The 26,329-nt window shown below is 44.6% G+C and carries 24 protein-coding genes, 2 pseudogenes and 2 riboswitches; of the genes and pseudogenes, 5 read left to right on the top strand and 21 right to left on the bottom strand.

Annotated elements, in window-relative coordinates:
* Window positions 1-802 precede the first annotated feature (802 nt).
* Window positions 803-1,177: pseudogene (locus H532_RS0115720) on the bottom strand (DinB/UmuC family translesion DNA polymerase); the annotation flags it as partial.
* Between the two features lie 454 nt (window positions 1,178-1,631).
* Between H532_RS0115720 and H532_RS0115715 the strand changes: the two are divergent.
* The 3 genes and pseudogenes from H532_RS0115715 to H532_RS20085 all read left to right on the top strand — a co-directional run.
* Window positions 1,632-1,946, top strand: a complete 315-nt coding sequence (locus H532_RS0115715; RefSeq protein WP_027726263.1) for a hypothetical protein — start codon at window positions 1,632-1,634, stop codon at window positions 1,944-1,946.
* Window positions 1,947-1,961: 15 nt separating this feature from the next.
* Window positions 1,962-2,438, top strand: coding sequence for a hypothetical protein (locus H532_RS0115710; protein WP_027726262.1), 477 nt, complete (start codon window positions 1,962-1,964; stop codon window positions 2,436-2,438).
* Window positions 2,439-2,552: 114 nt separating this feature from the next.
* Window positions 2,553-2,732, top strand: a pseudogene (locus H532_RS20085) (tyrosine-type recombinase/integrase); the annotation flags it as partial.
* Between the two features lie 61 nt (window positions 2,733-2,793).
* On the opposite strand, the gene sufB reads toward H532_RS20085, so the two are convergent.
* The 20 genes from sufB to H532_RS0115590 all read right to left on the bottom strand — a co-directional run bounded on the left by sufB (window position 2,794) and on the right by H532_RS0115590 (window position 25,037).
* Window positions 2,794-4,191, bottom strand: coding sequence for a Fe-S cluster assembly protein SufB (gene sufB, locus H532_RS0115705; RefSeq protein ID WP_027726261.1), 1,398 nt, complete (start codon window positions 4,189-4,191; stop codon window positions 2,794-2,796).
* Window positions 4,192-4,297: 106 nt separating this feature from the next.
* Entirely contained in the window at window positions 4,298-4,753 is a 456-nt protein-coding gene (gene sufU, locus H532_RS0115700) for a Fe-S cluster assembly sulfur transfer protein SufU (protein WP_027726260.1), read from the bottom strand.
* The gene (locus H532_RS0115695) at window positions 4,743-5,966 is read right to left on the bottom strand and encodes a cysteine desulfurase (protein WP_027726259.1); all 1,224 of its coding nucleotides are present in this window, start codon (window positions 5,964-5,966) and stop codon (window positions 4,743-4,745) included. The genes sufU and H532_RS0115695 overlap by 11 nt, the downstream gene beginning before the upstream one ends.
* Complete coding sequence (gene sufD, locus H532_RS0115690; RefSeq protein ID WP_027726258.1) at window positions 5,966-7,276, bottom strand: Fe-S cluster assembly protein SufD; 1,311 nt, start codon at window positions 7,274-7,276, stop codon at window positions 5,966-5,968. Before sufD ends, H532_RS0115695 begins: the two co-directional genes overlap by 1 nt.
* Before the next feature lie 28 nt (window positions 7,277-7,304).
* A complete protein-coding gene (gene sufC, locus H532_RS0115685) occupies window positions 7,305-8,096 on the bottom strand; it encodes a Fe-S cluster assembly ATPase SufC (protein ID WP_027726257.1) in 792 nt (263 codons plus the stop codon).
* 915 nt (window positions 8,097-9,011) lie between these two features.
* Window positions 9,012-10,127 (bottom strand): homoserine O-acetyltransferase MetX, encoded by a 1,116-nt coding sequence (gene metX, locus H532_RS19175; protein WP_051263382.1) that lies wholly within the window; start codon window positions 10,125-10,127, stop codon window positions 9,012-9,014.
* A gap of 13 nt (window positions 10,128-10,140) precedes the next feature.
* A complete protein-coding gene (locus H532_RS0115670; protein ID WP_038112732.1) occupies window positions 10,141-11,439 on the bottom strand; it encodes a homocysteine synthase in 1,299 nt (432 codons plus the stop codon).
* An 80-nt stretch (window positions 11,440-11,519) separates the two neighbouring features.
* Window positions 11,520-11,623: riboswitch (SAM riboswitch) on the bottom strand.
* 70 nt (window positions 11,624-11,693) lie between these two features.
* A riboswitch (SAM riboswitch) is annotated at window positions 11,694-11,796 on the bottom strand.
* A 91-nt stretch (window positions 11,797-11,887) separates the two neighbouring features.
* Window positions 11,888-12,238, bottom strand: a complete 351-nt coding sequence (locus tag H532_RS0115660; RefSeq protein ID WP_027726255.1) for a hypothetical protein — start codon at window positions 12,236-12,238, stop codon at window positions 11,888-11,890.
* A gap of 84 nt (window positions 12,239-12,322) precedes the next feature.
* A complete protein-coding gene (locus H532_RS0115655; protein ID WP_027726254.1) occupies window positions 12,323-13,276 on the bottom strand; it encodes an anti-sigma-I factor RsgI family protein in 954 nt (317 codons plus the stop codon).
* Window positions 13,277-13,290: 14 nt separating this feature from the next.
* Window positions 13,291-13,443 carry an anti-sigma factor domain-containing protein gene (locus H532_RS20080; RefSeq protein WP_081412502.1) on the bottom strand — a complete coding sequence of 51 codons (153 nt, stop codon included), beginning with the start codon at window positions 13,441-13,443 and terminating at the stop codon, window positions 13,291-13,293.
* A 47-nt stretch (window positions 13,444-13,490) separates the two neighbouring features.
* Window positions 13,491-14,243 carry an RNA polymerase sigma-I factor gene (gene sigI, locus H532_RS0115645; protein WP_027726253.1) on the bottom strand — a complete coding sequence of 251 codons (753 nt, stop codon included), beginning with the start codon at window positions 14,241-14,243 and terminating at the stop codon, window positions 13,491-13,493.
* A gap of 203 nt (window positions 14,244-14,446) precedes the next feature.
* A complete protein-coding gene (locus H532_RS0115640) occupies window positions 14,447-14,758 on the bottom strand; it encodes a thioredoxin family protein (RefSeq protein ID WP_051263381.1) in 312 nt (103 codons plus the stop codon).
* A gap of 350 nt (window positions 14,759-15,108) precedes the next feature.
* Window positions 15,109-15,492: a glycine cleavage system protein GcvH gene (gene gcvH / locus H532_RS0115630; protein ID WP_027726250.1), complete on the bottom strand. Its 384-nt coding sequence runs from the start codon at window positions 15,490-15,492 to the stop codon at window positions 15,109-15,111.
* 69 nt (window positions 15,493-15,561) lie between these two features.
* On the bottom strand, window positions 15,562-15,927 hold the full coding sequence (locus H532_RS0115625; RefSeq protein ID WP_027726249.1) for an arsenate reductase family protein: 366 nt from the start codon (window positions 15,925-15,927) through the stop codon (window positions 15,562-15,564).
* 32 nt (window positions 15,928-15,959) lie between these two features.
* The gene (locus H532_RS0115620; RefSeq protein ID WP_027726248.1) at window positions 15,960-16,241 is read right to left on the bottom strand and encodes a hypothetical protein; all 282 of its coding nucleotides are present in this window, start codon (window positions 16,239-16,241) and stop codon (window positions 15,960-15,962) included.
* Window positions 16,242-16,602: 361 nt separating this feature from the next.
* On the bottom strand, window positions 16,603-17,028 hold the full coding sequence (locus H532_RS0115615) for a hypothetical protein (protein ID WP_027726247.1): 426 nt from the start codon (window positions 17,026-17,028) through the stop codon (window positions 16,603-16,605).
* Window positions 17,029-17,872: 844 nt separating this feature from the next.
* Window positions 17,873-19,657, bottom strand: a complete 1,785-nt coding sequence (locus H532_RS0115605; protein ID WP_027726246.1) for an acyl-CoA dehydrogenase family protein — start codon at window positions 19,655-19,657, stop codon at window positions 17,873-17,875.
* A 22-nt stretch (window positions 19,658-19,679) separates the two neighbouring features.
* Window positions 19,680-20,852 (bottom strand): acetyl-CoA C-acetyltransferase, encoded by a 1,173-nt coding sequence (locus tag H532_RS0115600; protein ID WP_027726245.1) that lies wholly within the window; start codon window positions 20,850-20,852, stop codon window positions 19,680-19,682.
* Between the two features lie 16 nt (window positions 20,853-20,868).
* Window positions 20,869-23,292, bottom strand: a complete 2,424-nt coding sequence (locus tag H532_RS0115595; protein WP_051263380.1) for a 3-hydroxyacyl-CoA dehydrogenase/enoyl-CoA hydratase family protein — start codon at window positions 23,290-23,292, stop codon at window positions 20,869-20,871.
* 821 nt (window positions 23,293-24,113) lie between these two features.
* On the bottom strand, window positions 24,114-25,037 hold the full coding sequence (locus H532_RS0115590) for a proline dehydrogenase family protein (RefSeq protein WP_027726243.1): 924 nt from the start codon (window positions 25,035-25,037) through the stop codon (window positions 24,114-24,116).
* 311 nt (window positions 25,038-25,348) lie between these two features.
* On the opposite strand from H532_RS0115590, the gene H532_RS0115585 reads away from it, so the two are divergent.
* Together H532_RS0115585 and H532_RS0115580 are read left to right on the top strand one after the other, a co-directional pair.
* Complete coding sequence (locus H532_RS0115585) at window positions 25,349-25,642, top strand: hypothetical protein (protein WP_027726242.1); 294 nt, start codon at window positions 25,349-25,351, stop codon at window positions 25,640-25,642.
* Complete coding sequence (locus tag H532_RS0115580) at window positions 25,639-25,968, top strand: spore coat protein (protein ID WP_027726241.1); 330 nt, start codon at window positions 25,639-25,641, stop codon at window positions 25,966-25,968. Before H532_RS0115585 ends, H532_RS0115580 begins: the two co-directional genes overlap by 4 nt.
* Window positions 25,969-26,329 lie beyond the last annotated feature (361 nt).

Here is a 26,329-nt window from a genome sequence, read left to right as displayed (position 1 = left end):
CCAGCCGAACCTCAAAAGGGAGGAAAAAGAAAGGGAAACCAGGAAGACCGAGAAAACATCCCAGAAAACTAAAAGCAGTCAAATTTATGGTTAAATAATTGAATTCCACAAAATGGTAACTTGTCTATTTCTAAGACAACGTTGCCTTTTTTCATTAATTAAAAGAAAAACAAATTCCATTAAATTACATTAAAGGATAATAAATGAAATCCAACTTTTTATCATTATGGTATTTTAAAAAATCGCCAAGATTGATTTGAGCCATTCCACATAAATGTAATTATATTCCAGCTATTTGCAAACCTAGTGCGGTAAATAACCAAAATCCAGCGGTAAACGGACAAATCTTGACGGTAAACAGCAATAATCCGAAGGGCACCAGTTGTACCTCGCGAGTTAACTTATGAAGCTAAGTCAAAACGAATAAGAAAAAGGCTGGGATATAAAAAGTCACATTAAAACCAAAAACCCCGGATCTCTTTTAGAGGGATCCAGGGTTATTTTTGAGAATCGGTCAAACCTTTTACTGGTTGGTTAACCGATGGAGCCTTCCATTTCGAATTTGATTATTTATGGTTTTCACACAGTATAATGCCATTTAAAAAACCTTGATTTTATGCGGTTATTTAAAAATGGTTTTTCATGAATTATGATGTTTTTTCACACCAACTTGGACAAAACTTGGACAAAGCAGAGAAGGTGTTTTACACCTCTCCGCTTTGTTTTTTAGCGGCAAAAGGGGCTAGATTGATCACGCTCTATGCCCTCCGAGAAGCTTGCTTCGCTCCAACGCGGTGCCCGCTTACGTATAGGAGACGGCGCGCAGCAACGCGGTCGAGCCGTATTTTTCGCAGATTTGGCCCATCACATAACCGAAGCGGCGGCGCTTTTCATAGTTCGGATCAAAAAGGTCCAGCTGATAGCCGTCATCATCGGAGACGTTGGAGAGCGTCACCGAAAGCTTGCGCACGGTCTGGCCGCCGTAAAACTTATGAAAAAGATCGAGGCAGGCGCGATAAATGTCCATTGTGATGTTGGTCGGCCGCTCCATCGTTTTGGACCGGTGAAAGCCTCCGCCGCCTTCCGCTTTGCTGTAGCCGACGCCGAGGCAGACGGTTCGCCCGACTTTGCCGTCCTGGCGGGCGCGGCGCGCGACTTCCTCACACATTTCTAGTATGTTCTTTATCCAATGTAAAATAACACCATGGTGATAAATGGTATGCTTAAATGGCAGGTGTGGGGATTTCGATGAGTGGCCGTGGTGAGAGGCTGGACATACAAAATTATTTATTATCTGAGCGTGGCTAAGGGAAGTTAATGGAAAAATCGGCGGTATATAAAAAACCGACGATTAGTCGGTCTTCAATGTGCGCTTGCCAACACATCCAAGCCGCGATTAATCACTAGGGGTATCCCGCTATTACAAACTCCATTTTATTTTAGTAAATAGTCTATCATAAAAACGCCCCTTTTAACTCTTCCAAATGATACATTACCCTTGTGTGATTATTATAAAGTAAATGTTAAAGTTTTTATATTAGAAAAAGGATTATTTCTTTTAATGCAGAAAATAAATATTTAAAATTTATTCCAATCAATATTAATAATTAAATTAATATGGAGGCAATATTATGCTAAAAAGGATTAGTGTGTTAACACTAGCCATTCTTCTTTTATTCACTATAGTCTACACGCCCAAAAATATGGCAAGCGCAAATGCTGGGCTTGCGTGGGGACCTGTTTTTGTAGGGAACTTAAAATTTTATATGACAAATTTAAGCCTACCTGATGATTACGATCCAAAGGACTATATAACTGAACCGCAACCAACTGAAGCAACAATCGGGATTGATATCTATGATATTCAACTAGATGATGATGGTAATGAAATGTTAAACAATACTAGCTATATTCCTGTCTTACCTTCAGTTGAAGTTGTTCCTTAAGAAAGGGTGTGTCATATGACAAAAAAAATTGTTATATTAAACCTTGTTGACTTCCCACACTGGGAAACGCTGATCGATTTTTATTTTGATGAATGTGACGCTTTTGAAATCTTCTTTCCCGATGATACAGAATCAACGGAAGATTATAACCCACTCATTACTGGATATAAAGATTTTTTAAATTTGCCACAAATAAATGTCAACCAATGGGATGGCATGGAAAATAGCGTCTGTATTACTGGTCCATTAAACGATGAAGCTAAAAATACATTTTATAAATATGTTAAAGATAATCATGATGATAAGTACCCAGCACGTTTATGGACATTTTTCTTAGTCAAAAACAAAACAAAAGTTTTTAAAATTGATGACTTTACTGTTTGTATATTAGAAACCAAACCAGAATTAATGGAAAAATTAAATAAACTAGGCATAGATTTTGATGATATCGATAATATAAATGTTAGCGATTTTGATTTTGATGATGTATAATTTCTAGGTTGTCATTTACAAAAAAATGAGGTAGGGTTTCCCGTGGAGAAAGACTAAAAGAAGAAGGAACCCTACCTCATGTCTAATTTTTTGTCCTCCCCATGCCCCCGGTTTCCCCATGCCTTAAGACATACTCACGCTGTTCACTTGCTTGAAGCAGGCGCAAATATAAAATACGTGTCCGAAAGGCTCGGACACGCAAGCGTGAAAGTGACCGCTGATACCTACCTTCACGTCACGAAGAAGATCGAAGACGACGCGTTGGCGATGTATCAGCGGTATATAAATTCTTAATTACTTGGACAAAACCTGGACAAATCGACTATTTCCACGCAAAAACCCTTGATATATCAGCTTATCCAATACTACCTTCCATTTCGAACTTAATGAGACGGTTCATCTCGACGGCGTATTCCATCGGCAGTTCTTTGGTGAACGGTTCGATGAAGCCCATGACGATCATTTCGGTCGCTTCTTGTTCGGAGACGCCGCGGCTCATCAAATAGAAGAGCTGTTCTTCGGAGACTTTCGACACTTTGGCTTCGTGTTCCAGTGAAATGTCTTGGTTCAAAATTTCGTTGTATGGAATCGTGTCCGATGTCGATTGATTATCCATAATGAGCGTATCGCATTCGACATTGGAACGCGAATTGGTCGCTTTGCGTCCGAAGTGCACCAGCCCGCGGTAGGTGACTTTACCGCCTTGTTTCGAAATGGATTTCGACACGATGGTGGACGATGTATTCGGTGCCAAGTGCATCATTTTCGCGCCAGCATCTTGGTGTTGGCCTTTTCCGGCAATGGCAATGGAAAGGGTATTGCCGCGGGCGCCTTCCCCTTTAAGAAGGACGGCCGGATATTTCATCGTCACTTTAGAACCGATGTTGCCGTCAATCCATTCCATCGTGGCATTTTCATAGGCGACGGCACGTTTCGTAACGAGGTTGTACACGTTGTTTGCCCAGTTTTGAATCGTTGTGTAACGGCAATAGCCGCCTTTTTTCACAATGATCTCAACGACAGCGCTGTGCAGCGAGTTCGTCGTATACACCGGTGCCGTACACCCTTCGACATAGTGGACGGATGCGCCTTCGTCAACGATGATGAGCGTTCTTTCAAATTGCCCCATATTTTCGGAGTTAATGCGGAAATACGCTTGGAGCGGTGTTTCGCATTTCACACCCGGTGGCACGTAGATGAAGGAACCGCCAGACCAAACCGCGGAGTTCAGCGCGGCGAATTTATTATCAGAAAACGGGATGACGGTTGCAAAATATTGTTTGAAAAGTTCTTCGTGTTCTTTCAACGCTGAGTCCGTATCTTTGAAAATAATCCCTTTTTCTTCGAGATCTTGTTTCATGCTGTGGTAGACGACTTCGGATTCATATTGAGCGGAAACACCGGCCAGGTATTTTTGTTCCGCTTCAGGGATGCCGAGTTTATCAAACGTTTTTTTGATTTCTTCCGGCACCTCATCCCACGTTTTCCCTTGTTTTTCAGACGGTTTGACATAGTAGGTAATATCGTCAAAATCAATATCGTTTAAATCGGCGCCCCACTGCGGCATCGGGCGTTTATAAAAATGATCCAGCGCCTTTAAGCGGAATTCGAGCATCCATTGCGGTTCGTTTTTCATTCGCGAGATGCTTTCCACAACTTCCTTAGTCAGACCGCGATCCGTGCGGAACACGGAGACGTCGGGGTCTCTAAACCCATATTTATAATCACCGATTTCGGGCATTTTCTTCGCCATCGACAATCCCTCCTTAAAGAATGTGATCCGGAACGAGTGGTGTTACGCTTTCGCTCCATGTCGTTCTAAAAAAGAACGGATCTATTATGTCACACAGCCGCTTTGGCTAATCTTCTTCGTTCCATTTTTCTTGCGCAAAACCCTTTTCCATTGCTTTCCACGGGAGGGTTGCGCATTTTATACGTGCCGGAAACTTCGTGACACCGGATAACGCTTCAATGTCTCCGAGGTCTATGCCCTCTGCATGATAGTCCTTACCTAAAACCATATCAGAAAAAATGCGGGCCATATGCAAAGCTTCTTCGACGGTTAACCCTTTAATCGCTTCCGTCATCATCGAAGCGGAGGCGATGCTGATCGAACAGCCTTCGCCTAGAAATTTAGCATCCGTAATTTTTCCATCTTCGACTTTCATGTGTAAATCGATGCGATCACCGCATGTCGGGTTATTCATATTGACGGTGAGTTTCCCATCATCATCAATCGTACCCTTATTTCGCGGTTTTTTATAATGGTCCATAATGACGGACCGGTAAAGTTGATCTAAGTTATTAAAGGACATCGCCGAAATACTCCTTCGCTTTCCGAATGCCGTCGGCTAATTTTTCCACTTCCGCCTTCGTATTATACAGATAAAAGCTGGCGCGGGCCGTGGCGGAGACGCCGAGCCATCGCATTAAAGGCTGGCAACAATGGTGTCCGGCCCGAACGGCAATGCCCATGGTGTCCAAAATTGTCGATAAATCATGGGCGTGGACGCCCTTTAAGTTAAAGGTTACGATGCCAACGCGGTTTTCCATCGGTCCATAGATCTCGATGCCATCAATGTCACTTAGTAATTCCAACGCATAACGGGCAAGTTCCGTTTCATGTACGTGAATATTTTCCAAACCGACTTCCGTTAAAAAGTCAATCGCACTAGCTAGACCAACCGCCTCAGCGATGGGCATCGTGCCAGCCTCGAACTTCCAAGGCAGCTCTTTCCATGTGGAGTCGTATAAATCGACAAAGTCAATCATTTCACCGCCGGTTTCAAACGGCTCCATGTTCTCAAGCAAGGCTTTTTTTCCATACAATACGCCGATGCCGGTCGGCCCGGCCATTTTATGTGAGGAAAAGGCGTAAAAGTCGCAATCGAGGTCTCTGACATCGATTTTCATGTGCGGTGCGCTTTGCGCTCCATCAACGACCATTACTGCTCCATTTTCATGGGCGATCTTTGCCACTTCTTTCACCGGGTTGATCGTGCCGAGCACATTGGAGGCGTGGGCCATCGCCACGATCTTGGTGCGAGGTGTTACGGTCTTTCTGACATCGTCAAGGTCAATCGTTCCGTCCGATTGAAGCGGGATATATTTTAACGTTGCCCCCGTCGCTTTACAAGCTTGTTGCCACGGAATGAGGTTCGCATGGTGCTCCATCGGAGTGATGACGACCTCATCGCCTTCTTTCAAATTGGCCCGCCCATAGCTATAAGCCACCGTATTCAAAGCCGTTGTCGTCCCGCGGGTAAAAATGACTTCCTCGGTCGATCCGGCATTGATGAAACGGCGCACTTTTTCGCGCGCCCCTTCATAGGCATCGGTCGCGAGCGTTCCAAGCGTGTGCACGCCACGATGGATATTGGAGTTATATTCTTTATAATAACGCTCCATCGCTTCAATGACCGCTTTCGGCTTTTGGGATGTGGCACCATTATCCAAGTAGACGAGGGGAGCGCCGTTTACTTCCTGATGCAATATGGGGAATTGTTCACGGATGGTTTCGATATCCATTATTGCACTTTCCCTTCGATCACTGCCGCGAGCTGTTCCTTGACGCCTTCAATCGGAAGTTGTGAGACAACGGGTTCAAGGAAGCCGTGGATGATTAAACGTTCCGCTTCATTTTTCGGAATGCCTCGGCTCATCAAGTAATACAGTTGGATCGGGTCGATGCGCCCGACTGAAGCGGCGTGTCCTGCGACGACATCATCTTCGTCGATGAGGAGAATCGGGTTGGCATCGCCACGGGCTTTCGAACTCAACATCAGGACGCGTTGCGTTTGTTCACCGTCTGATTTTGAGGCCCCGTGTTCGATTTTGGTAATGCCGTTGAAAATGGCTTGTGCTTCCTCACGTTGCACGCCATGGATGAGCATATTGCTCGTTGAATTTTTGCCATAGTGTTTAATCCGGTTAACAAAATTTTGTTTTTGCGTACCGCGTCCGATGCTGACTGCTTTCGTGTCAACAGAGGAGCCGTCACCAGCGAGCTCACTGTAAGTTTCCGTAATTAAATCGCCGTCATTCATTTGCCCAAGCGCCCATTGTAAGTTACCGTCGCGCCCGACATAACCCCTGCGATTGATAAACGTCGTGACATCGCTCGACAAGTATTCAACACCGCCGAATTGAACGCGGGCATTTTCTCCGACATACACTTCGGTGATGATATTCGCCACGGCTTGGCCACTGTTCGTTGTTGACAAGTAGTTTTCAACGTAGGTGACCGAGCTATTCGCTTCCGTAGCAATAATGACGTGGTTGATTAAGCCGCCGTTGTCGTGGTCAAGCCAAAATACAGCTTGAAGCGGTACTTCGATATCAACGTTTTTCGGTACATACAGAAAGAGACCGCTGTTCACTAACGCCGCATTCAATGCGGTTAATTTATGTGCATCCAGCTTCGCTGCTTTTGAAAAATAATACTTTTTCACTAAGTCGCCGTGGTCGCGCAAGGCTGTTGCGAGATCCGTAAAAATAACACCCTTGGCCTTTAAGTCCTCTGAAAGTGTAGCATAGGCCGTCGAGCCGTTGTGCAAAACGAGCAAATTCCCTGATTGCTCTCCTTGACCGATCAACGATCGAACGTTTTCGGGTAAATCCGCAACGGCATCGACCGTTCTTGTGGGTAGCTCATGCTCGAATTGCGTGAAATTCCAGCCGATGATCCGCGTTTTTTCCGGTTTCGGAAGCGGTAGTGTTTGCGCGAGTTCCAACCCTTTTTTTCTTAAGTCAAGAAACCAATCGGGCTCACCGCGGCGGCCGGAAAAGTTTTCTAAATATGATGTATCATAATGAAGGTTTTTCATTTCCGTAGCCATTGTCATCCTCCTATTCGTTTGATTCTCCTTACGCTTCTTGCTCTACCGTTCCTTCTTCTTCCTCGATGCCGAGTTCTTTTTTCAGGCCATCATAACCTTCTGCTTCCAAGCGCTCGGCAAGTTCCGGACCGCCGGATTTGACAATACGCCCTTGCATCATGACGTGAACTTTATCCGGGGTAATGTAGTTAAGCAAACGTTGGTAGTGAGTGATGATTAAGCAGCTGAACTCCGGTGACCGCATGGCATTGACGCCTTTTGCGACGACTTTAAGAGCGTCGATGTCAAGGCCAGAGTCGATTTCATCAAGAATCGCCAATTTCGGTTCAAGCATCATCAGTTGGAGGATTTCATTGCGTTTTTTCTCACCACCGGAGAACCCTTCATTAAGGTAACGTGTGGCAAACTCTTCGCCCATGTCTAACAAAGCCATTTTTTCATCGAGTTTCTTAATAAATTTCATGAGCGGGATTTCGTTACCTTCCCCGCGGCGGGCATTGATCGCCGTTCTCAAGAAATCGGAGTTCGTCACACCAGCGATTTCACTTGGATATTGCATCGCTAAGAACATCCCAGCACGCGCTCTTTCGTCGACTTCCATTTCTAATAAATCTTGTCCGAGGAAAGTGACTTTTCCTTCCGTGATTTCATATTTTGGATGACCCATCAACGCTGAAGCCAAGGTTGATTTCCCGGTTCCGTTTGGACCCATGATCGCGTGAATTTCGCCGCCATGAATTTCCAGGTCGAAGCCTTTAACAATTTCCTTACCTTCTATGGCAACATGTAAATTTTCAATCTTAAGTACAGGTTGAGACATAAAAAGACCTCCATTTTCCGCATTATTTTTATCGAATACCCAATGGATCGGCTATTCTCAATCTATTCTCATTCTAATCTAGTATTAAATTTAAATCAAGAAACAACTTCAACGTGAAGGATGTCCCTTTGGTCGAAAAGTTTCTTCCTATTTATATTATTAAAACTGGGCTCGGCTAGGTTTTTGCGAGAAGCTAAAGCTTTCGTCCTGCTTATGGCTGTAGGCATATTACTAATCCATACTGTTTGTGAGAAAAGTTGGCCGACACCCTCCTTTAAATGATATATCTCATACCAGTATAAAAAAGATGGCAGGCGTATTCAAAAATTGATGTGTTTGTCAGAGAGAAACTCATTGGCTGTCCATGGTGACATGCATGAAAGTTAAAAAAAAAAAACGGTTTTAGCGCTGTTTTTTGCGCGATTTCTTGGCTCGTTCTATTTGATGATCGCGTATGCGCTTCAATTTGAGCTTTTGCTTTTTCCATATTATGGAGCGTCTGCGCATTTTCTGCCCTTTGTCATATAAAAAGTGAGCATAAATCACGTTTTTGTGCATTTTGGTGCTCTTTCCAACGCCAAAGTGAGCATACGCTCCAGGTTTTTACATTTTTAAATTTGGTTCTTTTAAACGAAGACAAAAACTTAGTCGTGCTTATGCAGACCAAAAAATTTTTCCTTTCTTACGAGTAGAATTTAGCAAAAAACGGCCTGCTGCATCACCTCGTTAAAGAAGACTTGGCACAGCAAAAAACATGGCCCTGCCAAGCCTTTTAGACGATGGCAGAGCCTTAGTTGCACTTTTACAGGCTACTTAACCTTTCAGGAAAAGGTGGAGCCTTAGTTGCACTTATACTGGCTGGAATCTCGCCAGTACAAGAAATGGGCGGACAATGTTGATTACTATGATCAGGCCTTAAATGGAGCGATGGGGTTTAAGTGAATGGCCTTCCAGCCATGTTTTAATTTTATCCCCCCATTTTTCAAATTCAACAAGGAAACCGTCATGGCCGTAACGGGTATCTACCTCAAAAAACGAAGAATGATCGTTGACGGTGCGGTGGACGTTGACCATTTCCCGAATCACATCGGATGGATAGATTAGGTCACCGGTAAAACTAACCGCGAGCAAATCGGCCTTCATCGATTTCATGGCGTTTTCCCAGCCCCCACGCCCGCGGCCAATATCGTGGGTGTCCATGGCTTTTAATAGATAAAGATAACTGTTGGCGTCAAAGCGCTCGACTAACTTCTGTCCCTGGTAGCGCAGGTACGATTCAACTTGAAAGGCATCTTCCGTGGCGCTTTTCCCCCAGCCTTCCCGATCTTCGCGGTGAAATTGCCGATTAAATAAATCTTGCGAACGGTAAGTCAACATGGCTAGCATTCTCGCGGTCGCTAAACCCGATTGAGGCTTTTGATCATAGGAGTAAAATCCGTTTTGCCAATGTGGGTCATCGGTGATCGCTTTTCGGCCAATATAATTAAAGGCGATGCCAAAATCGGATAAATAGGGAGTCGCGGCAAGACAGACTGCCTTTTGAAAACGCTCCGGATAACTCACCGCCAGTTCCAACACTTGCATGCCGCCCAAAGAACCGCCAATGACGCAAGCCACTTGGTCGATGCCGAGATAATTGAGGGCTTCTACTTGCACCATGGCCATATCGCGAATCGTAAAAAACGGAAACTCGCTTTGATAAGGCTGATTCGTTTTCGGATTGACGGATGTTGGCCCCGTCGAGCCATAACAACTTCCAAGGGCATTAAAAGTGATGACTTGGTATTGATTCGTATCAATCGCTTGGTTTGGACCGACAAGACCGCGCCACCAGCCTTTACGGCTCACGGTTCCGACGGTTTCATGACTTCCGGTTAAAGCATGGCAGACAAGAACGACAGGGGCATCCGGGTCGCCGACTTGCTCAAATCTTAACGAAACATGCTCAAGTTTTCTTCCGGATTCTAATGTCACGGGACCGATGGCGATATCTCCATAAACCGGAACTTGGGCAATGCTTTCCGTAATCATCTGCCCCACCCGTTCAATCGGCGGACACCGGAACGGCGATTTGAGCCAGTGCTTGATCTAAATCTTGGATGAGGTCATCCACATTTTCAATGCCGACAGACAAGCGAACCAAATCTTCCGTCACTCCTGTTTTCACTAAGTCTTCTGGACTGAGTTGTTGATGAGTGGTGCTCGCCGGATGAATGACCAAGGATTTGGCATCGCCGACATTAGCCAGGTGAGACCATAATTTCAGCGAGTCGATGAATTGGGCGCCTGCTTCTCTTCCGCCTTTAATTCCGAAGACGACGATGCCTCCGTAACCGTTGTTGAGATATTTTTTCGCTAAGCCATGTGTCGGATGGTCAGCGAGCCCTGGATAACTGACCCAAGCCACTTTTGGATGTTTTTGCAAGTGTTCGGCCACTTTTTCCGCGTTTTTAAAATGCTGCGGAATCCGCAAATGCAAGGTTTCAATGCCTTGTAAAATTAGAAAGGCATTAAACGGGCTTATCGATGCGCCAATATCTCTTAAAAGTTGCACGCGGAGTTTAGTAATATAAGCTGCTTCCCCCACATCTTGAGCATAGCGAATGCCGTGGTAGCTTTCATCAGGCGTTGTAAAATCCGGAAAATTCCCGTTCGCCCAATCGAATTTTCCGCCATCGACGATGATTCCTCCGATCGCCGTGCCGTGGCCGCCAAGCCATTTTGTTGCCGAATGCACGACGATATCGGCACCCCATTCAACGGGCCGGCATGCATAAGGCGTCGCAAAGGTATTATCGACGATTAGCGGGATGCCGGCTTCATGGGCGATATCCGCGACTTTTTCCACATCCAAAACATTCAAGCTAGGATTGCCGATGATTTCACCGAATAAAGCTTTTGTTTTCGAGGTAATCGCGGCTCTGAAGTTTTCCGGGTCCGTGCCGTCAACAAATTTTACATTGATGCCGAATTTCGGCAATGTCACCGCAAACAAATTATAGGTTCCGCCATACAGGTCGCTTGAGGCGACAATCTCATCACCAGTACGAGCGATATTCAGGATCGAAAGCGTAATGGCTGCCGCGCCGGAAGCTACAGCAAGAGCCCCAATGCCTCCTTCAAGGCTAGCCACTCTTTTTTCAAGCACATCGGTTGTCGGGTTCATGATACGGGTATAAATGTTCCCTGGCTCTTCCAAGGCGAACAGTTTGCGGGCATGCTCCGTGTTTTCAAACACGTAAGACGTCGTTTGATAAATCGGTACCGCGCGCGAGCCTGTCGCCGGGTCTGGGTTTTGTCCTCCGTGGACGGCTAACGTTTCCAACTTTTGAATGTCTGTCATGGTCATCCTCCTCAGTCATCATGGAATTGAATGGTATAAAAAAACTCCTCTTATTTAAGATAAGAGGAGTTTTTTTACTACTCTTATCTCTCAGGCATACGCTGCCTGCAGGAATTGGCACCTTGCGCATCGCGCAGGTTGCCGGGTTTCATCGGGCCAGTCCCTCCACCTCTCTGGATAAGAAAAGCGTATAAAGTTGTTTTGGAGAAAAATAAAAAACCTTCGATAGACAGAAGGTTTAAAAGCAATGCCCCTCCTTATCTATCAAGCTTAAAAGCTTGCAGGAATTAGCACCTTGCGCATCGCGCAGGTTGCCGGGTTTCATCGGGCCAGTCCCTCCGCCTCTCTGGATAAGTTCTAAAGCTATAAATATTTTGAATGATGATCTTGAAAAGAATTTTACCTCGGCTTTTTCCAAATGTCAATCCATTATATATAAAATTTTTAGTTAGTTATGTAGAATGGGCGATGTTTCGCCTGTCAAAACAAAGAGAGATTCCAGAGACAAAAGATAACGAAGGCTGCCGTTAGCTGTAATCCGCCCTTCTTCTTCCATCCGCATCAGCCGGTCAGCACCGCGGAGCAATGATGCGATACAACCGCTGTCCCCGCTTAACGTGACGTCGACATGGTCGGGTTCTGTCAGCATCAGCTGACAGCTTCCGTCGTGAAAGTGTAACCATACGCGCTCTTCGTTTCCATTGATTTCGCAAATCATCTCTTTGTTTTTATATAACGGAATGAGTGCCGGTTTCGCCGATAATGCCGTAACAAAGTGTTCTGAAGCCTCTTTGATCATTTTCATTCACCTCGAAAAATTAAAAGAACAATTAATGCGGTTTGTTTTTATTTTACAATGATCTTTCTGATGTTTATACATCCATTATCCGGCTCGGCGATTCACTTTTTCATTTTTATTCCAGTGCTTGTTCGGCTTCTTCTTCTGCATCTGATGCGGCATCTTCTTCTGCTTTAGCGGATGGTTCGGCTTCTTCCGTTTTTCATCCAATACCCTTTTTAATTTCTGTGGCTGTTTTTCCATATTATGAGCAGAACGAATCGGCCCTTTTCGGAAAGCATCCGGGTTCTTCAATAACTTCAACTTCGGTTCAGGCCCATGTTTCCCTTTTAATTCCGGCTTCATCCCTTCCCATCGTTGGGGTTTGACAAGACCTGCTTTCCCCTTTAATTCAAACGGTTGATCATCTTTAGCATGAGGCTCTCTTGTTGGTTCAGAAGCTTTTGTTGTTGCTGCTTCCTCTTGTAAATGGACTTGATGTAATTCCTTCAATGTCATATGCTTGACATCTTCTAATTTAAGGTTCGGGTTCTCTTTGCCCTTTTCTAAATAGATCATGTATTTGCCTGTTGAAAGGCCGGCTTTCTCGGCTTCTTTACGGCGATCCATCGTCGTATGAATCACCTCAAGCGTTCCTTTGCTTTCTTTAAAGCGACGGTTTGTTTTTATTTGCTTGACGGCTGAGTTGATTTGGTTAGCTAAACGCGCGCGTTTAGATGATGCCACTTTATCCGTGATGATCGTGCTCACGATTAGTTCCGGTGCATTTTCCAGATATCCTTCGCTTGCCAAAGCTTTGGTGAGCGCAGCCGTAAAGGTGTCAAAAGGCATATTTACACAATCGTCGACTTTAGCCAACAAGTTTTTGCCGTCATCGTTCAGGGCTTTCACACTGATGACGCGAAAATGTTCATTTAAAGCGGCTTCGATGCTTGGATTCACATCAAAACTGACATATGCCGCAACCGCTTTATTATTAATAAATTGACTGGAAAGCCAAAAAAAGATGGCAACAGAAAAACAGGCGACTAAAACCATTGGTAATTTCCGGGCTAAACGCGGCTTTGAAACAGATCGCTATCAAAGACGGATTGACCAATGGAAACGCTCGCCTCTTTTTTCAGCTTCACTCTTTGAAATGACCCGTCATCGGTTAACAGAACCGCTTTGCGGCCTTCCTTCTCCATTAAAATCCCCCGCAGCAACCACTTTCCTCCTTCCTGTCAATCTCTCTCTTCTCTTTTTAAGCGCTTTATTCGATGCTTTCCGGCTCGATATACGGTTTGAGCGCTGTAAACCCGCCCAGATGAATCAACGCCACCGCTATAATAAATTTTCGATTCCGCTCAATGGTTTTTCGACTGCACGAGACGAATTGGAGTAATTCTTTGATCGGTAATTGTTTTTTCTCTTTTAGATACTGGGCCAATTCCGGTTTTTCAACGAGCATTTTCGCGATTTGTTTAGCATTTTCCCGGGCATCGATATGTTTCGGGCAGTTTTTGCTCAACACTTTAAAGGTAATGCCGTATTCCGCTAATAATTCTTTGTAGGCTTCAATTTGTTCGAGCCGTTCTTGAATTTGCTGCTGTTCTTCATAGTATTGGAGTGCGGCTTGCTGTTCAATATAGCTCTCCTCTTGACCCTCTTCATCGACATCTGGCTGTTCAAGGTAATAATTTTTCGCCGATCTTGCTTCTTTTCGAATATAATCGATGATTCGGCGGCGGATCACCATATCAGCGAATGTCAAAAATCGCGTGCCTTGAGTATCTTTATATTGATTGATGGCTTCATTAAAAGCAAATAATCCAATGCTATATTCATCCATTGTATGGTCAATAAATCGATTGCAAACTTTAGATGCGACTTTCTTTATAAAAGGTTGATAATTCGTAATAATGCGGTTTCTCAGTCGTTCGTCACCGTTTTGTATTCTAAAAATCTTATCTTCTAGCTTTAAAACCGTACCGGAATCCGATACAAGTGGTTGTATGTTATTCATCGGTTTCACCTCTCACCTTTCAACGTTTTGAGGTCCCTTTTCCCCATTGATGTTCAATCTATTTTTGTCTTCCGGTGCGCTGTTACATCTTTTATACCACGCGATGACCATTAATAAATATACATTTTTATAACAAAGCGCTTCATTTGCTTTACATTTGTCATAGAGTGACCATTATTTGGAATAATAATAGGTTTTTCGTCCTATTTCGTAAACTTTTGATACTGCTCAAACAATTTCGAAACGGATTCGATGGCGTACATTTTTTCCAATACTCGGCCATTTCGTTCAAAAATCAGGCAAGGCACGCTTTCGATTTGCCACTTCTGAACATACGGTTTCCATTCATTGATGCGGCATTCATAGGTCGGAAGCGGCTTCGGTAATGACGCCAAACAAATTTTTAACATCTCCCTTGCCAGTTGGCAAGTCCCGCACATGGGCGTCGTAAAAAACAACACGCGTACAGATAAAGCCGAAAGTTGTTCATAACTTTCCATGGACAATGTTTCCATTGCCTCACCTCATTTCAAGTCACATAACGAGTGCGTATCATCGTTTTTTTATCTTTGAACTCCCCCACTTAATGTTCTGCCGAAAAATTGAAGTGGGAGACGCTAAGTGTCTGTTTGTTTTTGAAAACTAGAGAGATCTCCACCCTAGCACAACTTAAGGATGAAGTCTTCTAACATTAAATGATAAAGAAACCTCGCCAATTGTTCAGTTTCTTGGCGAAAAACTTGGCTCATTAACATTGATACACTTGCATTGTACGACGTCATAATGTCACTGGCAAAAGTTTTACCCTTCCATATAGTGTAAAAAAAATGCCCGTCGAATCCGACGGGCATTTCACATATCTTTCTTATTCTTCGCTCGTGGCTTTCTCATATTCATCCGGAGACAAAAGCTCGTTAAGTTCCGCTGGGTCTTTCATCTCCACCTTAATCATCCAAGCCTTTTCATAGGGGGATTCATTGACCCATTCCGGGGAATCAGCCAGTGCTTCATTCACTTCGATGACTTTACCGCTAACCGGTGCATAAAGCTCGGAAACGGTTTTAACCGATTCAACGCTTCCGAAGGCATCATCTGCAGTGACTTCATCACCGACTTCTGGAAGTTCGACAAATACAATGTCACCGAGTTCATCTTGGGCAAAATCGGTAATGCCGACAACCGCTACATTACCTTCAACTCTTACCCATTCATGTTCTTCCGAATACTTCAAGTCCTTTGGTATGTTCATGCTCTTTATCCCTCCGCGTTTTATCAAATCCATCATAGCCCAGAAACAAGCCTTCTGCAAGCCATGAATTTATAAATTTCCCCAAACCTTTTCAAATGTTTCTTCATCAAAGCCGACCGTCACTTTGTCTTCATTATCGGTGACGATCGGTCTTTTAATGAGCCGTCCGTCCGATGCTAGCCAATTTAACAGTTCGTCATCGGACGAATGTTGAATTTTATCTTTCATCCCTAAATCTCGATAACGACGACCGCTTGTGTTGAAAAATTTCTTAATTGGCAAGCCGCTTTGTTTATAAAACTTTTCCAATTCAACTTTAGTTGGTGGCGATGTAAGAATAGGGATGACATCTAGTTCGTAACCATGGGCCTCCAACCATTTTTTTGCTTTACGGCATGTCCCGCAATTTTCATAGCCATAAAAAGTTAAACGCATCACTTCACCCCTCGTAAGAAACGATGAAACAACTACTTGTTCAGCCGTTCATCTTCCTTTATTTTATTGATCGCTTCTATTAAGCGATCATCTGCACCTGTTAAGACGAGCATGATGGCCAATTGCTCAAAAGAAATATACGAACTGCCGATATCTAATTCCCTTATGCGCAATTCCTGATCACTGACCGATTCCATTTCCAGCAAGCCGCCTTTTTCCCCGGAGCTGAGTCTTGCGGACAAATGCCCTTCGTCGGTCTCGCTGACGGTGATGGTGTAGTCACCCATTTGCAAGTCCCGGACTACGTTTGCCATTTGGCACCTCCTATGTATAAAACACACCTTTATAGACTTCTCTCGACAATATCTTTTTTCTTATATTATAACAGAAACAGCGCTTACATCATACGTATTAGGATCTTTTTAGTATAGGATGCAAATGAGATGAACAGGAACGCGGGCCATAACAAAAGTGGACCATGTGAATATAAACCTCTACTGATTTGTAATAAAAAAACAGGGTACAAACATTCATAACATTGTAACCCCTGTTGAAAATGATAGCTCCCATTCATTTCGGACAGTCATAGCTTTGTTTTCAAAGGATCTCCAATCCCTCGTTTTTAACTAGAACTCAGAAGGTAACTGCTAATTGATGCGTGGATCCCACGAGGAATTACTTAATATTTTCGACAAGCACTTTAGGCTCATACATGCTCAGTATTTCAAAGGTTGAATCAACGGTTGCAATAACATGATGTTCAATATGATAAACATCGGTTCCCGGTCCGGGTAGCTGATTGTACCAATCAATGAAATCAGAACTGGTGCTTTTGTAGAGATACCAAGGAAGTTTTCGATCTCCAAAATATTTTTGTCTTGCCTCTGACGCTTCATGAACTAAATAACTCGCTTTTATTTCATCCATAAATCGAAACGCCTCAACAAAATTTGCCGTCTTAAGTTGCTGATTATAAATGAAACTAAAAATTTTACGATCATCTCCAACCTTAATAATTAGACCCCTTGGACCGTAATGAACATCTATTTGTTCCAGTATCTCTACATGTTCATAGTTAGTGGGATGCCATATCTCCATCATGTTATCACTACCTTTCGTTACCTGTATCGTATTTTGTATTTACCCCAGTTCAGTGTAAGCACGGCCTGACCTTTCCTTTCTCATCTTCTATCAATTGTTATTTTCTTAATATTTATTATATATTAACAAATACCAATTTCCACCTAAACATGGTCAGACAAAAGGATTTGCATTTGTAGCAATGCTCGGCAAAATGTACGATTAGAAACACGGCCGCCGTCACAGTCCTCAGCCCATAGAGCTAATGGCTTGTCAAAAGGTACGCGATCAGAAACGTGTAACTTTTAGGGCTAATAGGTTCGTCAAAGGTAAAGCAAACCGGAAAAGCGTAATATTTTATGAGCTGGAGGCCGCGCAAATGATACGCAATCACGGGAATTGGAATTATCTGGACGCTATTTCGGCCAAAAACCAAAAAAGCATATTATTTTGAGGCCATTCCGCCAGCGAAATGATACGCAATCCGAAAAAGCCTATCATTTCATGAGCTTGGGGCTGCGCTAATGATACGCAATCACAGGAATTGGAATTATCTGGACGCTATTTCGGCCAAAAACCAAAAAAGCATATTATTTTGAGGCCATTCCGCCAGCCAAATGATACGCAATCCGAAAAAGCCTATCATTTCATGAGCGGGAAGCCGTGTAAATGATATGCAATCACGTAAAATAGAAATAACTGGTGCCAATTAGTGAATGCGGACAAGTTACCACCTAATTACGATTCTTTGATAACAAAGTTTCATTTACGTCACACTAATGATTTTTCATCAAAAAAATTCCCCCGGCCAGGCCGGAGGACAAAGTGAGGAATGTGTTCATGGAAAGGCATGGGTGTCAAATTTTCAAACGATATACGTTTCAGCTTTCATAACGTTTTGGGCAATGGCACGTTTTTTGGCAACGACATTGGACGGTGTAAAGCGCGTTAGTTTACGCAAGGCGGAAAGCATCATGCGCAAGTTGTCGCCTTCTTCGATCACTAATAGCGATTCTTTGGCGAGTGCTTCGATTTTTTGGAAGGCTTCTTGGCAGAAGACCTCGGTCATGAGAAGCTTTTGCTGATTTTTCTCAAGACCCGTTTTGTCGATCGCCTTTTGAGTCCGCGTGATGACGGATTCCATCGCATAAATGTTGCTGACGATATCCGCCACATTGGCGAGGAGCTCTTGCTCGTGTTCAAGGTTTTTCCCGAACTTTTGCACGCCGAGTCCGGCGACCATTAAGAACACTTTTTTCGCATTCTTTAACAGATAGCGTTCTTGATCAAGCGGGGCATCTCCTGGCTCTTCCGGCATGAGCATGAGCAATTCCTCTTGAAGCGTTTGCGCTTTTTGTAAAAGTGGCAGGTCCCCCTTCATCGTCTTGCGTAAAATTTGCGACGGCACGAGCAAGCGGTTGATTTCGTTTGTGCCTTCGAAAATCCGGTTGATCCGGGAATCCCGGTAGGCCCCTTCTACTTCATACTCTTGCATGTAACCGTAACCGCCGTGAATTTGCACCGCTTCATCAACGATGTAGTCCAATGCTTCTGAGGCAAAAACTTTATTGAGCGAGCATTCAATCGCGTATTCCGCAATCGCTTCCGCTACTTTGGCTCCGTCATTGATTTCTTCTTCCGTGAGATTGTCCATGCGGTCGCGGAAAAGACCGACTGTGCGATAGACGGAGCTTTCGGCCGCATAGGTTTGAATGGCCATATTGGCCAGTTTGTTTTGAATTAACGTAAACGATGAAATCGGTGTGTTAAATTGTTTGCGTCCGTTGGCGTAACGCACGGCGACTTCAAGCACGCGTTTGGCAGCGCCGACGCAGCCGACCGCTAATTTATAGCGACCGATATTCAAAATGTTGAAGGCGATTTTATGACCTTTGCCGATTTCACCGAGGACGTTTTCAACCGGCACCGGCACATCTTCTAAAATCAGAGTGCGCGTTGACGAAGCTTTAATCCCCATTTTCTTTTCTTCGGCGCCAGTTGAAACACCCGGGAATTCCCGTTCAACGATAAAGGCGGTAAACTTATCGCCATCGACTTTGGCGTAAACGACGAACACATCAGCAAAGCCCGAGTTCGTAATCCACTGCTTTTCCCCATTTAAAATGTAGTGCGTGCCGGCTTCATTCAATTTCGCGGTTGTCTTGGCACCGAGAGCGTCTGAGCCTGAACCCGGTTCCGTTAAAGCGTAAGCCGCAAATTTCTTACCTGTAGCAAGGTCTGGCAAATACTTTTGTTTTTGTTCGGGTGTCCCGAATAAAACAATCGGCAGAGACCCGATGCCAACATGGGCGCCATAACTCAGTGAAAACGAGCGGGCGAGCGCAAATTTTTCTGTAATCAGGGATGAGGAAATTTTATCGAGTCCCAACCCGCCGTAGGCTTCGGGAACGTCAGCCCCAAGCAACCCAAGGTCGCCGGCTTTCCTCAGCAATTTTTTCGTTAATTCCAAGTCTTGTTTTTCGAGCGTCTCCATGTGTGGCAAAACTTCATTTTGAATGTAATCTTGCGTCGTTTTCGCGATCATTTGTTGTTCTTCGGTGAGGTCCTCCGGCACAAACATTTGATCCGGAGTAAGTTCATCAACGAGAAACGAGCCGCCTTTTAAGGCTTTTTCCGCAGTGTTACTCATTTTCTTCCCCTCCGTAGTATTTTTATAAAAGTTCAAAGACACCAGCCGCCCCCATACCGCCGCCGATGCACATCGTCACGAGGCCAAATTGGGCACCGCGCCGTTTCATTTCGTAAATGGCTGTCAGCGTCAGTTTTGCGCCTGTACATCCGAGCGGGTGTCCGAGAGCGATGGCACCGCCATTGATGTTGACGATTTCTTCATCCAAGCCTAATTCACGAATGACTTGAATGGACTGGGAGGCAAAGGCTTCATTCAACTCAATTACACCAATATCTTTCAATGACAGGCCTGCGAGTTTCAAAGCTTTTGGCACCGCTTTGACAGGTCCGATACCCATGATTTCCGGCGGGACACCGGCTACAGCAAATGAACGAAATTTGGCTAACGGCTTTAAGCCTTCGCTTTCTGCCTTTTCCCGGTCCATGACGAGAACACTCGCTGCCCCATCACTCGTTTGCGAGGAATTCCCAGCGGTGACCGTCCCTTGGCGATGGAAAACCGGTTTAAGTTTGGCTAAGGCCTCTAAAGATGTATCGCGGCGGACGCCTTCGTCTTGAGTAACCGTGAATGTTTTTTCTTGAAGTTTATGGTTCTCGTCCACCCATCGCTTGGTCACTTCCACTGGGACGATTTCTTCGTTGAACTTCCCTTCATCAATCGCTTTAGCCGCTCGTTGGTGGCTGCGAAGAGCAAAGGCGTCTTGTTCTTCGCGGGTAATGCCAAAGCGGCGCGCGACTTCTTCAGCGGTATGTCCCATGCCCATGTAATATTCTGGTTGGGTTTCGACCAGTTTGGGATTCGGCTTGATGACGTGTCCGCCCATCGGCACCAGGCTCATCGTCTCGGTTCCGCCGGCAATGATCGCTTCCGCCCCACCGGCAATAATTCGTTCCGCCGCGTAGGCGATCGCTTGTAAACCGGAAGAGCAATACCGGTTAATCGTAATGGCTGGAGTTGTTTCCGGGAGTCCGCTGAGCGCTCCGATCAAACGGGCAACGTTCAAGCCTTGTTCTGCCTCAGGGATGGCACAGCCGATAATAATGTCATCGATTTCCCCTTCATAGCCAGATCGCTTTAACGTTTCTTTAACGGTGATGGCGCCGAGATCATCGGGCCTCATATTGGCAAAACTGCCTTTGCCGGCTTTGCCGACCGGCGTTCTTGCACCGGCCACAATAACAGCTTCTCTCATGGTTTCACCCCTTTTCCTAATTGCGTAATGGTTTGCCTTTAGCGAGCATGTATTGCATGCGCTGTTGGGTTTTCGGTTCACCTAACAGGCTTAAGAACGCTTCTCTTTCAAGGTCGAGCAAATATTGTTCATCCACTTCCGTCCCTTGTGGCACCGGCCCGCCAGAGAGAACATAAGCCAGTTTTTTAGCGATTTTCACATCGTGGTCTGAAGCGTACCCCGAATACCGCATCGTTTCAGCGCCCATCACCATGGCGGCGTAGCCTGCTTCGCCGGATACCGGAATCTTGCGCGGGACAGGCGGACGATAGCCTTCGTAATAGAGCGTTAAAACTTTTTGTTTGGCATCATGGAGCAGATGGTCGCTGTTCACGCTGATGCCATCGGTCGGCCTTAAAAAGCCCAATTTGCGCGCTTCTTCCGCCGACGTTGACACTTGAGCTGTCGCAATCAATTTAAAAACTTGGTTGCTGACAGCGGTTAGATCTACGGGCACGCCCTCCGGCAGGCGCTCTAAATAACGGATGAGCAATTCCTTATTGCCACCGCCGCCGGGAATCAGCCCGACGCCGACTTCGACTTGACCCATGTAGGTTTCCATCGAAGCTTGAATCGCATCGCAAGCAAGGCTCACTTCCATGCCCCCGCCAAGCGCCATTTGAAACGGTGCGGCCACGACCGGGCGATTCATATATTTCAAGCGCAACATCGTTTTATGGAATTGGCGGACGACCAAGTCTAATTCAAAGAAGTTGTCGTCTTGCGCTTCCATTAACATTAAGGCGATGTTCGCGCCGACGCAGAAGTTTTTGCCTTGGTTGCCGATGACAAGCCCTTTATAATTTTTTTCCACTTCATCAGCCGCTTGGTTCATCAATTGAAGAATATCCAGTCCAAGCGCATTGTTTGGCGAGTGAAATTCGAGTAATGCCACATCATCGCCGATATCGATTAAGCTTGCGCCGTTGTTTTTCTTAATGACGCGGTTTTGCTTTTTCAGAAGGTGAAGATGAATGACTTTTGGGTTTTCTGTGATGTCAACATAAGTACCGTCCTTGTAATACGCGCGCTTGCCGTTTTCTTCCTTATAAAAAGATGTAAATCCTTTGGTTAGCATGTCTTCGATCCAATCTGGAATGCGGGCGCCTTCTTCCTTCATGCGGTTGACCGATGTTTCGAGGCCAATGGCATCCCATGTTTCAAACGGACCGAGTTCCCAGCCAAAACCCCATTTCATGGCGCGGTCAATATCATAGAGGTTATCCGCAATTTCATAAGTTTTTTGGGCTGTATAAAGAAGCGTCGACTTTAAAAGAGTCCAAATGATTTCACCAGCGCGGTCATTGGCATAGGCGAGCATCTTCATTTTTTGCTTGGTCGATTTTAATGCTTTCGCCTGTTCAATCGAAGGCGCTTTCAGTTTTTCACGCGGCGAATACGTTAACGTTTTTGGATCAAGTTGCAAAATGTCTTTGCCTTTTTTCAAGTAAAAGCCTTGACCCGATTTACTTCCGATCCAGCCTTTCTCAACCATAGTGCGTATGAATTCGGGGACGACAAATACGGCTTTTTCCTCGGGATCCGACACGTTTTCACGGACATTGTCAGCAACGTGAACAAACGTATCCAAACCGACAACATCGAGCGTGCGAAAGGTCGCGCTCTTCGGCCGTCCGAGAAGCGGCCCTGTGACGGAATCGATTTCACCGACGGTATAGCCGCGCTCCAGCATTTCCTTTGTCGTGACTTGCAAACCATATACACCAATGCGGTTAGCAATAAAGTTTGGGGTATCTTTACAAATGACGACACCTTTGCCAAGCCGTTCCTCCCCGAAAGCGGTCATGAACGAAACGACTTCCGGTAGCGTGTCTTCTGTCGGAATAACTTCAAGCAACTTTAAATAACGAGGCGGGTTAAAGAAGTGAGTGCCTAAGAAATGCGCCTTGAAATCCTCTGACCGGCCTTCTGCCATGGCGCGAATCGAAATACCTGAAGTGTTGGAACTCACGATGGATCCGGGCCGGCGATGCTGATCAATTTTTTCAAAGACGCTTTTTTTAATGGCGAGGTTTTCGACAACCACTTCAATGATCCAGTCGGCTTCTTTTAACCTTTCTAAGTCATCTTCTAAGTTGCCGGTTTCAATCAAAGCGAGGTTGTCCTTAACGGTTAGCGGTGCCGGTTTTTGTTTCAAAAGCTTAGCCTTGGCCGCATCCGCAATGCGGTTACGCACCGCGCGATCCTTCAGGGTTAACCCCTTGGCTTCTTCCTCGGGGGTCAGCCCGTTCGGAACGATATCGAGGAGCAATGTCGGAATGCCAACATTTGCTAAATGCGCAGCGATCGAGGAGCCCATGACACCGGATCCGATGACCGCTGCTTTACGAATCGCTTCCAATTTGCCGATACCTCCTCTTTCTTTTGAATGAATACTCATTCATTTTCGTGCTAAAAAAATATCTACGTTATAATAATACACCCTCTTTTTAATCTTCTCAATATTTATTTAGTAACCCTTTTCATTTTTTTAGCGAACACTACATGGCGAGAGTGGTTTGACAGCTAAATACAGGCTTAAGCGTAGCTTTCGCGCGTTTTCTCAGTTGGAGCCAAAAAATAATTGCGCATGGGCTTCAGTTTTTTACAAATTTTGCTATGATTCTTCCAGATTATGGAGTGTATGCGCATTTTCGTCCCTCTCACCGCTAAAAAATGCGCATAAATGCTGTTTTTGCACATTTTCTTGCTGGTTCTACCTTAAAAGTGCGCATACGCTCCAGTTTTTTACATATTTCACTATATTTCTTCCAGATTATGGAGCGTTTGCTCATTTTCGCGGCTCTTCCAGCCGAAAAATGAGCATAAATGTTGTTTTTGCGCATTTTCCGTGCGTTTAAGGCTTAAAATTGTGCAAACGCTCCAGTTTTTTACATATCCCGCTGCGTTTCTTCCAGATTATGGAGCGTCTGCTCATTTTCATAGCTCTTCCAGCCGAAAAATGAGCATAAATGTGGGTTTTGCTCATTTTCTTGCCGGTTTGGCCTTAAAATTGTGCAAATGCTCCAGTTTTTGACAGACCCAACGACATTTATTCCATTTTATGGAGAGTCTGCTCATTTTCGTGGCTCTTCCAGCCGAAAAATGAGCATAAAAAAGTTTTACACACTTTAAAACCCGTTCTAGCATATAAAAAAAGGCCGCCTCAACCGCCGTTTCACATGGGGTTGAGACGACCTTTCCGACTGCACCGGCCGATGATCAGCTGCCTTTTCCAAAGACGCCTTTCAGTACGAAGGCGACATTAGCCGGCCGTTCCGCCAAGCGGCGCATGAAATAGCCGTACCAGTCGGTGCCGTATGGGACATACAGGCGCATTTTATAGCCTTCTTTTAAAATTTCTTTTTGTCGTTCGACTTTGATGCCATACAACATTTGGAATTCAAACTGGTCATTCGGAATATTGTGTTCTTTTACGAAAGCCTTTGCAAAATTGATGATTTCATCATCATGGGTGGCGATTGCCGTATAGTTGCCATTTAACAAGTGTTTTTCAATCATCTTTTTATAGTTTTCATCGACATCTTTCTTATTCGGAAAAGCAACGGTTTCCGGTTCTTTGTAAGCCCCTTTAACAAGGCGCAGGTTGGGATGATACGCATTTAAGCGATCCAAGTCATCAAGCGTACGGTATAGATAGGCTTGAATAACCGTGCCAAGGTTGTCGTATTCTTTACGCAGCGTTTCAAAAATTTGCAAAGTTTTTTCGCAACGACCGGAATCTTCCATATCGATCGTCACAAATACATCGCACTCTTTTGCAACATCCAAAATTCTTCGCATGTTGCGCATGACTAAGTCATCACTGATATCCATGCCCATTGAAGTGAGTTTTAGGGAGAGCTGGGAATCCAAGTTATTTTCTTTAATCGCCCGAATCGCTTCAATGGAATGTTCGGTCATTTCGTTGGCTTCTTTTTCTGTTTCGACAAATTCCCCCAAATGGTCGATCGTCACAGCAAAGCCTTCTTTATTTAATTCACGGATCGTTTCAACGGCATCCGCTAAGGTTTCACCAGCAACAAAGCGTTTGGCTCCAAATTTTAAGCCATAGCGCTTGGCCAATTTCGTCATGCTTTTATTTTTTGCCATAAACTGAAAGAAGTTGCGCATGAGTTGTTCCATATTTTGCCCCTCCAAGGATTACTAATCCTATATTTTTCTACAATTATTTTATCATTATTTTTACATATAGGGAATAAACCTTCCTAAGTGACACGACAAAAATAGGTAGGATGATTATGGAAAATTTGCCAAATACGAAAGCCTTCTTGATGTCCGATGTGTTACGGGGGGCTTAAAATCGTCCAAGGACACAAAACATTTTTATGTTGTGGTGCATTCCCTTTTATCAAAACGCTCACTTTTCATGAATTGTATAGTTTGCAGAAAAAGGATGCAAATTAAAAGCGAAAAAGCGAAAGGGAGGTTTTTTTATGCCACAGCAGCCCCAGCAACAAAGTGCGGCCACCGGGCAACAATATATGCCGCAGCCGCCTTTTGTTATCAGCACAAAGGATCTGCTTTATCTTGAAGATATGATGTCGTGGAATCTGAATACCATCAAAAAGGTCCATTTTTTTGCTCAACAAGTGCAAGACCCAGAAATAAAAAATAAAATGCATCAAATGTGCCAAATGCACGAGAACCATTATCAAAAACTGCTTAATCACATGCACCAGCATTTGCAAACCGCAAGTCAAACGACGACCGGAGGGATGCAGTCATGACGCAAGTTAAAAACCCTTCCGTTCAAGTGCCGGAAACCCCACAAATGAATGATCGCGACTTTTTAAACGATTGCCTGATGACGGAAAAGTATTTGACGACCGCCTATAGCATCGCCTTGCACGAGATGAGCCACCAAGCGTTATATCAAGACGTTTTGGCCATTTTTCAAGAAACGGAACAATGTCAACGCGACCTTTACGATCTCATGTTCCGAAAAGGCTGGTACGGCGTGGAAGCGGAATCTCCACAAAAAGTGCAACAAGCCTATCAAAAATTTTCCCAGTATGCGACAAACCAGTTTTCCAATCACGGGACGATGCAATAACGTTTGCTGAGGTTGGCCCAACAAAGGCTTTTTCTTATAGGCCTTTGGATTTGGGTCAATTTTTTTACTGGTAAGAAGAATAAATTTTTTTCAGGCCAGCATATGGGCATCTACGGATCTGTCATCCCCTAAAGGCTTTTACTATAAACATGGTCAGCATAAGGGAAAACGGTGGCATTTACCTAAAAAACTTGGCAGAGACAAATTTACTCTAAAAATATCCAGAATTTTTGCCATCTGAAAAAGGTATATTCCTTCGAATATCGAAATAAATAATGCATGAACTCTTTTATATGGGTAAGCATCATCATTTTTCAGGCCAGTAAAGGGCAACTGAGGCTCTGCCTCACCCATAAGGCTT

The organism is Tuberibacillus calidus DSM 17572, from assembly GCF_000430685.1.
In the GTDB taxonomy this organism is placed as follows: domain Bacteria; phylum Bacillota; class Bacilli; order Bacillales; family Sporolactobacillaceae; genus Tuberibacillus; species Tuberibacillus calidus.
This window is presented reverse-complemented; position numbering and strand designations above follow the sequence as displayed.